Source organism: Pseudomonas sp. MWU16-30322, assembly GCF_020515535.1.
GTDB classification, from domain to species: Bacteria; Pseudomonadota; Gammaproteobacteria; order Pseudomonadales; family Pseudomonadaceae; genus Aquipseudomonas; species Aquipseudomonas fluorescens_H.
This window is the reverse complement of sequence record NZ_JAIWYL010000008.1, coordinates 114,839-129,694: the sequence shown is the minus strand read 5'-3', so window position 1 is coordinate 129,694 and position 14,856 is coordinate 114,839. Positions and strand designations below refer to the sequence as shown.

The window sequence follows — 14,856 nt, the reverse complement described above, 5'->3', positions numbered from 1 at the left end:
CTGGCCTTCCTGGTTGCGCCTAAAGCCCGCTAAGTGAGCCAGAACGCTGGGGAGTGCCGGCACCCCAGCGTTCTTTCGACCCTTTCCAGAGCGATCTATATAACATGCACATCAATCCTTACTTATTCATATTGCCGCGCACACCCGGACAAATAGTCTGGAATTATAAAGACCATACTCAGCATGAGCTGGACCTGACTTATTCCTGTCGACTTGCACAACTTATCAATAATCCGGAGCAATTCGACAGACGCAACATAATAGACTCACAACTTCTGAATGCGGGCATATTAACCGTTGCAAAAATAGACAGCCCGCCATGGGGGTGGGATGAATTGTCGAAGATTTATCATATCGGCACCCAGAACATTCCCTGCGAACAGATACCCCAGAATATTCATGAGTGGTCCAGGCAATACCTGAACCATTGCAGCGCCGTGCTGACCACACCGGCACCCGCGCAAGATCGTCCGATACAACAGGACGAACCCCGAATCGCCCTCCCCGCCTCCTTCGCCCTGACCGTTGCCAGTCTTGGCAATGTCCTGCGCCTGAGAAAAACCTGCCGCTCCTTTACTGGCGCATCAATCACCCTCGGTGACGTCGGCACACTGATGTATCTCTCGCTGGGTTTTCTTCGCCACCGCGACCATGATCGCGACGAGAGTATCGCCGAGGGCCTGGGCGCCCGTCGCAGCAGTCCTTCGGGTGGCGGGTTGAACGCCTGTGAAGGGTTTCTCCTGGCTCGCAATATCGAGGGCCTGGAACCCGGCATCTATGCCTATCACCCGGCAGAACACGCGCTCAGCCGGGTCAATCCCTTGCCCGAACCCGCGCTCGGCCATTTGCTGGCGGGCCAGCATTTCATCAATAACCTGCCGCTGGGTCTGTTCATCACCGCCCGCTTCGACAAGCTCTGGTGGAAGTATGAACACTCGCGCGCCTATCGCATGGCGTTCGTCGAAGCGGGTCACCTGTCGCAGACCTTTCAACTGGTGGCCACGGCGCTGGGCCTGGGAACGTGGCTGACCGGCGCGTTTGCCGATCGGCAGGTCGAAGCCCTGCTCAAACTCGAAGGCAGCGCTGAACAACCGTTGTTCTTTGTCGGCTGCGGCGCCAGCGACGGTCAGGCGATGTGTCAGGAAATGCGTGACCTGTTGCAGGAGACGCGTACATGAACGTGCCAACCGCGGAACAGCCCGAAACACCTGAGTCCTGGATGCTTCGCTTCACGCTTGGCGATTGGGACAACCGCGCTTCGGTGCGTACCAGCCGGCACGACTACCAGTTGCCGGCAGACCTGCAGTTACAACTGCAGACCCGCTTCTGGTTTCCGCCGGCCTTCCTGCCGTACCTGTCCCACCCGGCCATCGAAGCCGCAGGCAGCAGGGTCATGCATCGACTGGCGGCCAATCACCTGGTGCACTTCCTCGACTACACCACGCTGCTTGAACACCGCATCGTCAACCGCGCCGTGGAAACCATCGTCCACGGCGAGTTACCTGCCTACATTCCTTCACGGATGAAAACCGCCGCGCTGCAGCTCTATACCGACGAGGGTTATCACGCGCTGTTCTCTCATCGTCTGGCCGAACAGATCGCCGAACTGCATGGTTTCACCGGCCGACCGCAGATGCCCCTGCGCATTACCCGCCTGACCGGTCAGATCGCCCGAACACCGGAGAGCAAACGCCCGCTGGCATGGTTTCTGCTCGGTTTCGTCTCGGAAACCATCATCGCCCGGGAGCTGCTGGATGTGTGCCGGGAGACGCTGGTGACCAGCGTGAGTGACATGTTGCGCGACCACCTCGCTGACGAAGCCCGGCACAGTCGGTTTTTTTCCGAAGTCTTTCACTACCTCTGGCTGACCCTGAACAGCCGTCAGCGCGCCTTCGCGGCCAGAACCTTGCTGGAGACCCTGGCGACCTTCTTCGAAGTCGACGAGCAATGGCTACATCAGAGCCTGCGCCGCGCCGGCATTGGCGAAGGCGCAATCAAGGAGATTCTCGATGACCTGACCAACGAACAGGCCAGCCGCCAGCGTGCCAGATCCGGAGCCACGGCTACGCTTGCTGCACTCGAAAGGGCCGGATTCTTCGCGCACCCCAACAACCGCAAACTTTTCGCCAAGGCAGGACTGATCGATGCTTGAAGGAAGAACGGTGGTAACGACCCGACAACGACGCGGGGCGGTCAGTCTGCTGTTGGCCATGGTGCTGCTGGGAGTGTTTCCGCTGGACGTCCTGCTGCCGTCGTTCCCGGCGCTGGCCGAACACTTCGCCAGCACCCCGGCCGACATCGCCCTGTCGATCAGCCTGTTCGCGGTGGGCATCGCCTTTGCCCAACTGCTGATCGGGCCGTTGTCCGACGTCATCGGGCGCAAGGGCTTGTTGCTCGCCGGCATGGCTGTCTCGATCGTCGGCGCCATCGGCTGCGTCATGACCAGTGACTACAGACTGTTCATGACCTTTCGCATCGTGCAGGCCATCGGCTGCGGCTGTTTCGTCCTGTCACAGGCACTGGTGCAGGACCTGTTCGAGGGCGAACAGCGCGATCGCCTGCGGATCCTGATGGTGACCGCCACCGGGATCTTCATCTCGGTATCGCCGCTGGCCGGGACCTTTCTGCAGGCGACCCTGGGCTGGCGCGGCAGCTTCTGGCTGTTCATCGCACTGGCGGCTGTGGTGTTGCTCAAAGCCTGGGTGTTTCTGGACAACAGTCGGCCCGCTGTCAGAGATACACCGATCCATTTTCTCAAGGCTTACCGACGGGTGCTGGGGGACTTCGACTTCGTTGGCTACTGGCTGATCTCGGCTTTCGCATTCGCCTGCCACTTCTCGTTCATTGTCATTTCGCCGCTGATTTTCATGGATCAATTGCAGCTGTCAGCCTATGACTTCTCGCTGATCCTGCTGATCTACGGCGCGGCGTATGTCGCTGGCGGCATCGTCGCCACGCTGCTGAGCCGGCGCATTTCGCCCGGGCAGCAAATGGTGGTCGGGCTGAGCCTGATCCTGCTGGCGGGGCTGGTGATACTGTTCATGGCCAGGCACCTGGCGCTCTCGGTGGCCACGGTGCTGATCCCGATGCTGATCTGCACCGCCGGTACGACCATCGCGCGCCCTGCTGCCACTTCGCGGGCCATGAGCCTGTTCCCGGAAAATGCCGGCACCTCGGCCTCCGCAGGCAGCACGATCATTTTCATCTGTGGCGGCCTGATCAGCGCCCTGATCAGCCTGAGCCCAAGCAACCTGCAAGCCACCCTCGGCTACTGTTTTATCCTGCTCAGCTGCATCGCACTGGCGTTGAACAAGCGGATCAGCCACCGCGCCAGAGTCATCGAAACCAGCGCCATCACGCCCTCTGGCAGCGATTGAGCCTGCCGGTCGTCATGCCACACGCACCGTCGGCGCTGGAACAACGCTTTGCGCCATTCCCTCCAGACGCCAGCGGTGTAGAATCGGCTGATTCATCGCCATTCATCCCCCGGCGGGTTTATGAGCTCAGGCTGAGGCAAGCGGCGATCCCGCAAAGTCATCGGCAACATCCAGGACACACGGCCATTTCTGAGTGTTCCAGACGTCAATAGAAGCTCACTCCCTTTTGATACCTGATTAGCCGCCCGGAGTGCTCCATGCCAGATTACCGCTCGAAAACATCCACCCACGGCCGCAACATGGCCGGCGCCCGCGCACTGTGGCGCGCCACCGGGATGAAAGATGACGACTTCAAGAAGCCGATCATCGCCATTGCCAACTCCTTCACCCAGTTCGTGCCGGGCCACGTGCACCTCAAGGACCTCGGTCAACTGGTTGCCCGGGAAATCGAACGCGCCGGTGGCGTCGCGAAAGAATTCAACACCATCGCCGTGGACGACGGCATCGCCATGGGTCACGACGGCATGCTGTATTCGCTGCCGAGCCGCGAGATCATCGCCGACTCCGTCGAGTACATGGTCAACGCCCACTGCGCCGACGCCATCGTCTGCATCTCCAACTGCGACAAGATCACCCCGGGCATGCTGATGGCCGCCCTGCGCCTGAACATTCCGGTGATCTTCGTTTCCGGCGGCCCGATGGAAGCCGGCAAGACCAAACTCGCTGCCCACGGTCTCGACCTCGTCGACGCCATGGTGATCGCCGCCGACTCCAGCGCTTCTGACGAGAAGGTTGCCGAGTACGAGCGCAGCGCCTGCCCGACCTGCGGTTCGTGCTCCGGCATGTTCACCGCCAACTCGATGAACTGCCTGACCGAAGCCCTCGGTCTCGCATTGCCGGGCAACGGTTCGACCCTCGCGACCCACAGCGACCGCGAACAACTGTTCCTGCAGGCTGGTCGTACCATCGTCGAGCTGTGCAAGCGTTACTACGGCGAGAACGACGAGTCGGTGCTGCCGCGCAACATCGCCAACTTCAAGGCGTTCGAGAACGCGATGATGCTCGACATCGCCATGGGCGGTTCGACCAACACCATCCTGCACTTGCTGGCTGCGGCTCAGGAAGCCGAGATCGATTTCGACCTGCGCGACATCGACCGTCTCTCACGCAGCGTGCCGCAACTGTGCAAAGTGGCGCCGAACATCCAGAAGTACCACATGGAAGACGTGCACCGCGCTGGCGGCATCTTCAGCATCCTTGGTTCGCTGGCCCGTGGCGGTCTGCTGCACACCGACCTGCCGACCGTGCACAGCCGCAGCATGGAAGAAGCCATCGCCAAGTGGGACATCACCCAGACCGACGATGAAGCCGTGCACCACTTCTTCAAGGCCGGCCCGGCAGGCATCCCGACCCAGACCGCGTTCAGCCAGTCGACTCGTTGGGAAACCCTCGATGACGACCGTGAAAACGGCTGCATCCGCAGCTTTGAACACGCCTACTCGAAAGAAGGCGGCCTGGCCGTGCTGTACGGCAACATCGCCCTCGACGGCTGCGTGGTGAAAACCGCCGGCGTCGATGAGTCGATCCACGTCTTCGAAGGCAATGCGAAGATCTTCGAAAGCCAGGACAGCGCCGTGCGCGGCATCCTCGCCGACGAAGTGAAGGAAGGCGACATCGTCATCATTCGCTACGAAGGCCCGAAAGGCGGCCCGGGCATGCAGGAAATGCTCTACCCGACCTCGTACCTGAAGTCCAAAGGTCTGGGCAAAGCCTGTGCGCTGCTCACCGACGGTCGCTTCTCTGGCGGTACTTCCGGCCTGTCGATCGGCCACGCTTCGCCAGAGGCTGCGGCCGGTGGCGCGATCGGTCTGGTGCAGGACGGCGACAAAGTGCTGATCGACATCCCGAACCGCTCGATCAACCTGTTGGTCAGCGATGAAGAACTGGCTGCGCGCCGGGTCGAACAGGACAAGAAAGGCTGGAAACCGGTCGAGCAGCGTCCACGCAAAGTGACCACTGCCCTGAAGGCCTACGCCCTGCTGGCGACCAGCGCCGACAAGGGTGCGGTGCGCAACAAGGCGATGCTCGACGGGCTGTAAGTTTTAGCCGCCGAATAAAAATGCCCCGCCAAGTGCGGGGCATTTTTTTGCCCGACCAAAATATCCCAGACACAGAAGATCAAAACGGTGGGAGCGGGCTTGCTCGCGAAAGCGGTCTACCGGTCAAAAAACCTCTCGCCTGACACTCCCTCTTCGCGAGCAAGCCCGCTCCCACAGGGGACTGTCAGTGATTCTGGAATCTGCGCTCCAACACAGAATTGGGTCTTACTGAATTTCTTCTGGCTTCACGATCACCCAGTTTTTGTCCGCCGTCACCGGCAACCCTTCCTTGGCCTGCGCTGCCGCGTTCTTGGTCATCATGCCGTTGAGCTGGGTCATGTATTTGTCTTTGCGGTTGACCCACAAGTGGATGCCGCCCTTGGCCACGTCAACACTGTGGAACAACATGTAACCGTCGCTGGTCGGGGTATCGCCGCCCACCAGTACCGGTTTTTTCCACTCGTCGATGTAGGTCAGGATCGCCGCGTGCTTGCCGGCCATCCAGGTCGCCGGGGTCCACAGGTACGGGGTCAGTTCGAGGCCGAGGTTGGCTTTCTCGTCATACTTGCCGGCAGTGATCTGTTTGCGCGCGGTGGTCAGCTCGCCGGTTTCGCGGTTCTTCAACAATGTGCTCACGCCGATCACGTTCTGCGGTTTGACGTTGTAGCCGTACTTCGGATCAGCCGCGACCATGCGCACCAGTTCTTCGGAGGCGGCGGTCATCACGTAAACCTCAATCCCGTTCTCCATCAGTTTGTTGTACAGCTCGGCCTGACCGGTAAAGACTTTGGGTGGCTGCACCTCAAGGTTCTTGACCACGTCACCATCGTAATAAGTGGTCGGCACCGGTTTGCCCGAGGCCATCAGCTCATCGACGTAGCCTTTGAGTTCCTTGAGGGTAAAGCCAGAGAACACCTGCGCCACCCATGGGTAGCAGACCATGTCGTCGACTTCGCACAGGCGATAGTAATAGCTGAACAGGCTTTCCTTATGGTCAGCGGTGTCCTTGAACGGCATCAGTTTCAGGGAGGGATCAAGCGTCTCGCGGGTGATCAGCCCCTTGTTCTCCATGAACGGCAACAAGGACTCTTCGAGGTCATAGCGGTAGCTGGTGTTGTCCATGTCGAACACCGCGTAGTTACCCTTGTTGGCGTTGGCCGCGATCATCGCGTCCAGTGCCTTGGCCTGATCCGCCGGCCAGTGCTTCAGATCGGTGGCGAATGCGTGAGCGGCCAAGCCCAATCCAAGAACCACAGCGAGCATTTTCGGTGCGAACTTCATCGGCGTTTTCTCCCTGACTGAAAGACATCGACGCTAACAAATAAGTGTGACAATCCTCGTCTGTCAGCGACCGCTTACGTCTCCTCAACGCCAGCTGCATTGCCGAGAGCGACAGGCGCTTATTCCAAAAACGACGGACGACCTGCGATTTCGGTATTAATTCATTGGAAATCAAACTGTTAGGCTTGCCGGTTCGCAGTTGCCCAAGAAGGCGACTGGCACAAGTCTTATCGGAGTCTTCATGAATCTGCCGCTGATCCTCAATCTGCTGGTGTTCCTCGCCCTGCTCTTCGGTCTGGCGCAAACCCGCCACACTACGTGGAGCCTGGCGAAAAAAGTCCTGCTCGCGCTGGTGCTCGGCGTGGCGTTCGGCGTCGCCCTGCACACCGTTTACGGTGCCGGCAACCCGGTACTGAAAACCTCGATCGGCTGGTTCGATCTGGTCGGCAACGGCTACGTGCAGTTGCTGCAAATGATCGTGATCCCGCTGGTGTTCGCCTCGATCCTCAGCGCGGTCGCGCGTCTGCACAACGCCTCGTCGCTGGGCAAGATCAGCTTCCTGACCATCGGCACGCTGCTGTTCACCACCGCGATTGCGGCGCTGATCGGTATCGGTCTGACCAACCTGTTCGGCCTCACCGCCGAAGGTCTGGTCGCCGGCACTCAGGAAATGGCCCGTCTGCAAACCATTCAGACCGACTACGCCGGCAAGGTTGCCGACCTGAATGTGCCGCAGCTGCTGCTGTCGTTCATTCCGCAGAACCCGTTCGCCGACCTGGCCCGGGCCAAGCCGACCTCGATCATCAGTGTGGTGATCTTCGCCGCGTTCCTCGGGGTCGCGGCGCTGCAACTGCTCAAGGATGATGTCGAAAAAGGTCAGAAAGTGATCAACGCCATCGACACCCTGCAAGCCTGGGTGATGCGTCTGGTGCGTCTGGTGATGAAGCTCACCCCGTACGGCGTGCTGGCGCTGATGACCAAAGTGGTCGCCGGTTCCAACCTGCAGGACATCATCAAGCTCGGCAGTTTCGTGGTGGTCTCGTACCTCGGTCTGGGCCTGATGTTCGTGGTGCATGGCCTGCTGGTGTCGGTGGCCGGGATCAACCCGCTGCGGTTCTTCCGCAAGATCTGGCCGGTGCTGACGTTCGCGTTCACCAGCCGCTCCAGCGCGGCGAGCATTCCGCTGAGCATCGAAGCGCAGACCCGTCGCCTGGGCATTCCGCAGTCGATCGCCAGTTTCGCCGCCTCGTTTGGTGCGACCATCGGCCAGAACGGTTGCGCCGGTCTGTACCCGGCGATGTTGGCGGTGATGGTTGCGCCAACCGTCGGCATCAACCCGCTGGACCCGCTGTGGATCGCGACGCTGGTGGCGATTGTGACCCTGAGCTCCGCCGGTGTGGCCGGTGTTGGCGGTGGCGCGACGTTTGCTGCGCTGATCGTGCTGCCGGCGATGGGCTTGCCGGTGTCACTGGTGGCGCTGCTGATTTCGGTGGAGCCGCTGATCGACATGGGTCGTACGGCGTTGAACGTGAGTGGTTCGATCACCGCCGGTGCGATTACCAGCCAAGTGATGCAGCAGACCGATAAAGCACTGCTGGATGCGGATGAGCATGCGGAGCTGGCACAGGCCTGACAGCAACACTTGTGGCGAGGGGATTTATCCCCGATGGGTCGCGCAGCGACCCCATGCTCTTGGGGCTGCTACGCAGCCCATCGGGGATAAATCCCCTCACCACAATTCAAGCCTTTTCCCAGACTTCGAAGCTGTACGCGGGCTTGTCGCCCTCAGCCGGATTCGGCACATTCGACACCAGTCTCCACTGGTTCGGATCGAACTCGGGAAACCACGCATCACCCTCCGGACTCAGCGCCACTCGGGTCAGGTACAGACGATCCGCCTGCGCCAGCCCTTGCGCATACAACTGCGCGCCGCCAATCAACATCAATTCATCGACGCCCTGCGCTTTCGCCCATTCCTCGGCGCGAACCACCGCGGCTTCCAGCGACGGATACACCTCTGCCCCTTCCAGCAGCAGATCCGGCTGACGGCTGACCACGATGTTCAAGCGCCCCGGCAGCGGACGGCCGAGGGAATCCCAGGTCTTGCGGCCCATGATGATCGGCTTGCCGAGGGTCGTGGCCTTGAAGTATTTGAAGTCCCCCGGCAGGTGCCAGGGCATGCTGTTGTCGACGCCGATCACGCGGTTTTCACCGAGGGCTGCGATCAGGCTGAGGGGGAGTGATTTAGTCATGCCGGCGAGGATACCAGAGCCTCGCTTGACCCGATAAGCGCCACAGCGGTTATGCTCACTGCTCAATCGAGCAACGGAATGGCGCGTGACTGAACTGACTCCACTGCAAAACCTCTGGCTGACCGAAACCATCCGCCTGCGCGAAGAACACGCAGGTCCCCTGGAGGATCTGGAAGTCAATCGACTGGCCCGCGCGGCCGGCGGCGATCTGCCGGGCCGTATTCAACGCCGCGCCTTGTGGCTGGCCGAGCGCGACGGGCTGAGCGCAGCACTCAAGCACTGGCTGCAAGGCGCGCGTCTGGCGCTGGTGCTGCTGGTCATTTTCGCGCTGCTGAGCGGCGCCGGGCTGGCCTTCGCCGCACTGAGCCAGACGCCGGTCAATGTGTTCTGGGCTCTGGGCAGCCTGCTCGGGCTGAACCTGATTCTGCTGCTGAGCTGGGCGCTGGGGCTGATCTTTGCCGGTGAACACGGCGCCACCCTCGGGCGCTTGTGGCTATGGCTCAGCGAAAAACTCGCCCGCGATGCCAAAGCCGCGCAACTCGCGCCGGCCCTGCTGCTGATGTTGCAGCGCAGGAAACTCAATCGCTGGGCGCTCGGCACTTTGGTCAATGGCCTGTGGTTGCTGGCGATGCTCAGCGCGCTGCTGTTGCTGCTGACACTGATGGCGACCCGGCGCTACGGTTTCGTCTGGGAAACCACCATTCTCGGCGCCGACACCTTTATCAACCTGACCCAAGCCCTCGGCGCGCTGCCGGCACTGCTCGGCTTCAACGTGCCGACCGTGGAGATGATCCGCGCCAGCGGCGGCGCAGCGCTGGATATCGAAAGCGCGCGACAGGCCTGGGCAACCTGGCTGGTCGGCGTGCTGGTGGTCTACGGCGTGCTGCCGCGTCTGCTGCTGGCGCTGTTGTGTTTCTGGCGCTGGAGTCGCGGCAAAGCCGCGCTGACGCTGGACCTGAACCTGCCCGGTTACGCCCAGTTGCGTGAACGGCTGATGCCGACCAGCGAACGCCTCGGCATCAACGACGCCGCGCCTGCGCAGTTGCATCGAGTTGAAAGCAGCGTCAGCGAACACGCCAGCGACGGCGCTTTGCTGGTGGCCATCGAACTCGACGATCAGCGCCCGTGGCCACCGGCCCTGCCGAAAACCGTGAGCAACGCCGGAATCCTCGACAGCCGCGAATCGCGGCACAAACTGCTCGAACAGCTCAGCCGTTTCCCTCCGGCGCGCCTGCTGATCGCCTGCGATCCTCGGCGCTCGCCGGATCGCGGCAGCCTCGCGCTGATCGCCGAACTGGCGCGCAACGCCAGCGCCACCCAGGTCTGGCTGCTGCAAGCACCGCCCGGCGAAGCGCTGGACAGTGCCCGCCTCGGCGACTGGCACGTCGCGCTGCAACAACTGGAGTTGCCGTTCGCCGATTGCGCACCGATGAACTGGCTGGAGAGCGGTCATGACTGATGCCCGGAAAGCGCCGCTGAAACTCGCGGTGGTCGGCCACACCAACGTCGGCAAGACCTCGCTGCTGCGCACCCTGACCCGCGACGTCGGCTTCGGCGAAGTCTCGCATCGCCCGAGCACCACTCGACATGTCGAGGGTGCGCGGTTGTCGGTGGACGGCGAGCCGTTGCTCGATCTCTACGACACCCCCGGGCTGGAAGACGCCATCGCCCTGCTGGATTTCCTTGAGCGTCTGGAGCGCCCCGGCGAACGTCTCGACGGCCCGGCGCGACTGGCGCGGTTTCTCGACGGCAGCGAAGCGCGTCAGCGTTTCGAACAGGAGGCGAAAGTGCTGCGACAGCTACTCGCCTCCGACGCCGGCCTGTATGTGATCGACGCCCGCGAACCGGTGCTGGCCAAGTATCGTGACGAACTCGAAGTGCTCGCCAGTTGCGGCAAGCCGCTGTTGCCGGTGCTGAATTTCGTCAGCAGCGCCAACCATCGCGAGCCGGACTGGCGCGAAGCGTTGGCGCGGCTCGGCCTGCATGCGCTGGTGCGCTTCGACAGCGTTGCGCCGCCGGAAGATGGCGAGCGGCGCCTGTACGAAAGCCTTGCGCTGTTGCTGGAAAACGCCCGTCCGCAACTGGAGCGCTTGATCGCCGATCAACAGGCCCAGCGCCTCGCCCGCCAACAAAGTGCGGCGCGTTTGATCGCCGAATTGCTGATCGACTGCGCCGCGTGCCGACGCAGCGTGGTCAGCGAGGCCGAGCAGGAGCAGCAAGCGATCAGCGAACTGCGCAAAGCCGTGCGCCAGCGTGAACAGAAATGCGTCGAAGCGTTGCTCAAGCTCTATGCGTTTCGCCCGCAGGATGCGGCGGCCAGTGATCTGCCGTTGCTCGATGGGCGTTGGGGCGATGATCTGTTCAACCCGGAAACCCTGAAGCAACTCGGCGTGCGGGTGGGCGGCGGGATTGCGGCCGGTGCCGCTGCCGGGGCTGGGGTGGATCTGCTGGTCGGCGGCATTACCCTCGGTGCGGCGGCATTGGCCGGTGCGATTGCCGGCGGCGTCCTGCAAACCGCGCGCAGTTATGGCAGCCGCTTGCTGGGCAAGATCAAGGGACAGCGGGAATTGACCGTGGATGACGGCGTGCTGCGGCTGTTGGCGTTGCGTCAGCGCCAACTGTTGCTGGCGCTCGATCAGCGCGGGCATGCGGCGATGGAAGCGGTTCAGGTCGCCACCCCGCAGGACAAGACCTGGCGCGAAGGCAAGCTGCCTGAAGCGTTGCACAAGGCACGGGCGCATCCGCAGTGGTCTTCGCTCAATCCGCATCCGAAGCTGAATCAGGCGGAGCGGCAGGAGCAGATTGATTTACTGGCTGCAGATTTGTAGCGCCTGATCTGGCCTCTTCGCGAGCAAGCCCGCTCCCACAGTTTGATCGCATTCCTTATGGTGGAACTCGGTCGAATGTGGGAGCGGGCTTGCTCGCGAATGGCGCGACTCGGTGACACGGATTACGCCGCCAGCAGGCGCAACGCCTTCTCCTTCAATACTCCCAGCTCCATCACCGGCACCGCCCTCTCCTTGGCCAACTCATCCCACTGCCGCATGCGCAAACTCACGGTACACAATGGATCGCGCTCAAACGCATCCGCCTCAGCCTCGCTCATCACCCCGCCCTGATATTCCAGCGTCCGGCGACTCGCCTCACTCAACTGCTCGAAATACCCCGGTTCACGTAGCGTCAGATAGCGCTTGGCCTGCACGTGATATTCCACCAGCCGCGCCATACGCTCGCTGAATCCCGCCTCACGCAAATAATCCGCGCCCAGCCGCTCATGGCTGACCACGCCATAACCGCCCATGTTCTCGGCACCTTCGGCACACAAATGGCCGATGTCGTGGAAGAACGCGGCGAGCACCACTTCATCATCAAAGCCTTCAGCCATCGCCAACTGCGCTGCCTGAGACATGTGTTCGATCTGCGACACCGGCTCGCCGATGTAATCACTGGCACCAAAGCGTTCATACAGCGCAAACACCCGGTCAACGACTTGCGCATGCCCCGCCATCACATTTCCTCCAGCAATTGCGCCACGTTGCGCTCGGCCAGTGCCGGACCGACGCTCATGCCGACGCCGGTGTGCATCAGCGCCACACTCAAGCCCGGTGCCGGGCGCAGGAATGAGAACGGCCCCGGCCCACGGGCACCGTAGACGCCCTGCCAGCGCTCGACCACTTGCACCTTGCAGCCCAGCGTGTGCTCGGCCAGTTCGAGCATCCAGTTGTCCACTTGCTCGGCGTTGAACGGCGACGGATCGCTGCCGTAATGGTGCGAGTCGCCGATGATCAGCTCGCCATACGGCGTCGGGCTGATCAGCAGGTGAATGCCGTTGTCGTGCAGGTGCGGTTGTTCGCGCAGGATCTGTGCCTGCACCGCCGCCGCTTCTGGCAAATCGGCGAAGGCGCCGTAGTGCACGCAGCTCAAACCGGTGAGCAAGGCGTGTTGCAGATTCAGCTCGATCTGCGGTTTGGCGCGGAGCATTTGCAGACGGCAGATCTGCGGGCCGAGCGTGGCAATCGGCTCGGCCAGCAGGGTCTGATAATCGTGGCCGGAGCAGACGATGATTTGCTTCGCCGTGAAACTGCCGGCAGTGCTGTGCAGACGTCCTGGCTCGACGTCACGCACCAGCGTGCTGAAGTGAAACTCGACGCCGAGGTCGCGGCGCAGATAGTCAATCAGCGCCGGGATCGCTTCCCGCGAGTACAACTGTTGATCGTCCATGCCGTGTAGCGCAGCGCGGTGATGGCTGAACTGGCCGTGATACAGATCGCGCAAGGCGGCGCCACGCAGCAAGGCGACGTTGTAACCGTGCTCCACGGCGCGGCCGTTGCAGAAGGCTTCGAGCAATTGCTCTTCGGCTTCGCTGCGGGCGAACAGGTACGAGCCGTTGCGCTTGATCTGCAGACCGGCGAGTTGCGCCCAGTCGCCCCAGATCTCGCGGCTGGCCTTGGCCAGTTCAAGCATCGGGCCGGGTGGCTGGCCGGTGACCAGCGCCTGACCGAAGTTGCGCACCGAGGCGCCGAGGGGCGTGGCGGTGCGTTCGAAAACGCTGACCTTGAGGCCGCGCTTGGCGGCGGCGTAAGCGTGGGACAGGCCGAGGATGCCGGCGCCGACGATGAGCAGGTCTTTGTGTTGTGTCATGGAGATTTTCCCTGAATGGGAGACCGCCTTCGCGAGCAAGCCCGCTCCCACAGGGGATTCTTGGTGCCCACAAAATAGGTGTTCACTGAAGATCCAATGTGGGAGCGGGCTTGCTCGCGAAGAGGCCCTGTCAGTCGATAAAGATCTTACTTGGCAACGACTTTCTCGGACTTGCCGTCATAACGCTTGCGCCATTCGGTCAGGATCTCGTCGCGGTTCTTCGAGGCCCAGGCGAAGTCGTTCTTGATCAGGCGCTGCTCGTAGTCGGCCGGCAGTTCGGTCTGCGGCTTGGCGATGCCCGGCTGAGCGAGGACGGCGAAGTTCTCCTTGTACAGATCCATCGCCTCGGCGCTGGCGGAGAAGTCCGCGAGTTTTTTCGCCGCGTCTTCATGCGGGGTGCCTTTGATCACCGCAGTCGCCTCGATCTCCCAGCCCAGGCCTTCTTTCGGCAGGATGATGTCCAGCGGCGCGCCCTGGCGTTTCAGCTGTACCGCCGGATATTCGAAGGAAATGCCGATCGGGAATTCGCCCGCAGCGGCCAGTTTGCAAGGCTTGGAACCGGAGTGAACGTACTGGCCGATGTTCTGGTGCAGACCGTCCATGTAGGCCCAGCCCTGCTTCTCGCCGAAGGTTTGCAGCCAGGCGCTGACGTCGAGGAAGCCGGTGCCGGAGGACGCCGGGTTCGGCATGACGATCTTGCCCTTGTACTCAGGCTTGGTCAGATCCTGCCAGCTCACCGGTTTGCTCAAACCCTGCTTCTCGGCTTCGACGGTGTTGAAGCAAATGGTCGCGGCCCATACGTCCATGCCGACCCAGGCTGGCGGGTTGGCGGCGTCGCGGTAGTTCGCGCCGATCTTGCCCAGATCCTTCGGTGCGTAGCTTTGCAGCATGCCCTGCTGATCGAGGATCGCCAGGCTCGAAGCGGCCAGGCCCCACACCGCGTCAGCCTGCGGACGGGCCTTTTCGGCGAGGAGTTTGGCGGTGATGATCCCGGTGGAATCGCGCACCCACTTGATCTCGACGTCCGGGTTGGCCTTCTCGAACGCGGCTTTGTAAGCGGTCAGTTGCTCGGCTTCGAGGGCGGTGTACACCGTCAACTCGGTTTTTGCCGCGAAGGCATTCAGGCTGAAAGTAGCGAGCACAGCAGCGGCCAGGGCCATAGGCTTGAACATGATCGTTTTCCTGTAGGTGAGTTGAGGCTGTAGG

The 14,856-nt window shown here is 62.0% G+C and carries 12 protein-coding genes; 7 read left to right on the top strand and 5 right to left on the bottom strand.

Going from position 1 to position 14,856, the window contains the following annotated elements:
* The first annotated feature begins 104 nt into the window (after positions 1-104).
* From LCH64_RS17845 to ilvD, 4 genes are all read left to right on the top strand, one after another.
* Complete coding sequence (locus LCH64_RS17845) at positions 105-1,178, top strand: SagB family peptide dehydrogenase (RefSeq protein ID WP_226500891.1); 1,074 nt, start codon at positions 105-107, stop codon at positions 1,176-1,178.
* The gene (locus tag LCH64_RS17840) at positions 1,175-2,152 is read left to right on the top strand and encodes a diiron oxygenase (protein ID WP_003229164.1); all 978 of its coding nucleotides are present in this window, start codon (positions 1,175-1,177) and stop codon (positions 2,150-2,152) included. The genes LCH64_RS17845 and LCH64_RS17840 overlap by 4 nt, the downstream gene beginning before the upstream one ends.
* A complete protein-coding gene (locus LCH64_RS17835; protein WP_226500890.1) occupies positions 2,145-3,377 on the top strand; it encodes an MFS transporter in 1,233 nt (410 codons plus the stop codon). Before LCH64_RS17840 ends, LCH64_RS17835 begins: the two co-directional genes overlap by 8 nt.
* A gap of 257 nt (positions 3,378-3,634) precedes the next feature.
* Complete coding sequence (ilvD, locus tag LCH64_RS17830; protein ID WP_003229166.1) at positions 3,635-5,476, top strand: dihydroxy-acid dehydratase; 1,842 nt, start codon at positions 3,635-3,637, stop codon at positions 5,474-5,476.
* A gap of 225 nt (positions 5,477-5,701) precedes the next feature.
* Here the strand turns inward: ilvD and LCH64_RS17825 are convergent, their stop codons facing one another.
* On the bottom strand, positions 5,702-6,757 hold the full coding sequence (locus LCH64_RS17825; RefSeq protein ID WP_003229167.1) for a hypothetical protein: 1,056 nt from the start codon (positions 6,755-6,757) through the stop codon (positions 5,702-5,704).
* A gap of 241 nt (positions 6,758-6,998) precedes the next feature.
* On the opposite strand from LCH64_RS17825, the gene LCH64_RS17820 reads away from it, so the two are divergent.
* Positions 6,999-8,390: an L-cystine transporter gene (locus tag LCH64_RS17820; protein ID WP_226500889.1), complete on the top strand. Its 1,392-nt coding sequence runs from the start codon at positions 6,999-7,001 to the stop codon at positions 8,388-8,390.
* A gap of 106 nt (positions 8,391-8,496) precedes the next feature.
* On the opposite strand, the gene LCH64_RS17815 is transcribed toward LCH64_RS17820, so the two are convergent.
* Positions 8,497-9,009 carry a dihydrofolate reductase gene (locus tag LCH64_RS17815; protein ID WP_003229170.1) on the bottom strand — a complete coding sequence of 171 codons (513 nt, stop codon included), beginning with the start codon at positions 9,007-9,009 and terminating at the stop codon, positions 8,497-8,499.
* A gap of 85 nt (positions 9,010-9,094) precedes the next feature.
* On the opposite strand from LCH64_RS17815, the gene LCH64_RS17810 reads away from it, so the two are divergent.
* Both LCH64_RS17810 and LCH64_RS17805 read left to right on the top strand, forming a co-directional pair.
* Positions 9,095-10,468, top strand: coding sequence for a DUF2868 domain-containing protein (locus LCH64_RS17810; protein ID WP_226500888.1), 1,374 nt, complete (start codon positions 9,095-9,097; stop codon positions 10,466-10,468).
* Positions 10,461-11,837: a GTPase/DUF3482 domain-containing protein gene (locus tag LCH64_RS17805; RefSeq protein ID WP_226500887.1), complete on the top strand. Its 1,377-nt coding sequence runs from the start codon at positions 10,461-10,463 to the stop codon at positions 11,835-11,837. The genes LCH64_RS17810 and LCH64_RS17805 overlap by 8 nt, the downstream gene beginning before the upstream one ends.
* A 122-nt stretch (positions 11,838-11,959) precedes the next feature.
* Here the strand turns inward: LCH64_RS17805 and LCH64_RS17800 are convergent, their stop codons facing one another.
* From LCH64_RS17800 to LCH64_RS17790, 3 genes are all read right to left on the bottom strand, one after another.
* Entirely contained in the window at positions 11,960-12,517 is a 558-nt protein-coding gene (locus tag LCH64_RS17800; protein WP_226500886.1) for a phosphonate degradation HD-domain oxygenase, read from the bottom strand.
* The gene (locus tag LCH64_RS17795; protein ID WP_226500885.1) at positions 12,517-13,650 is read right to left on the bottom strand and encodes a TIGR03364 family FAD-dependent oxidoreductase; all 1,134 of its coding nucleotides are present in this window, start codon (positions 13,648-13,650) and stop codon (positions 12,517-12,519) included. Before LCH64_RS17795 ends, LCH64_RS17800 begins: the two co-directional genes overlap by 1 nt.
* A 146-nt stretch (positions 13,651-13,796) precedes the next feature.
* Positions 13,797-14,822: a putative 2-aminoethylphosphonate ABC transporter substrate-binding protein gene (locus tag LCH64_RS17790; protein WP_003229178.1), complete on the bottom strand. Its 1,026-nt coding sequence runs from the start codon at positions 14,820-14,822 to the stop codon at positions 13,797-13,799.
* Positions 14,823-14,856 lie beyond the last annotated feature (34 nt).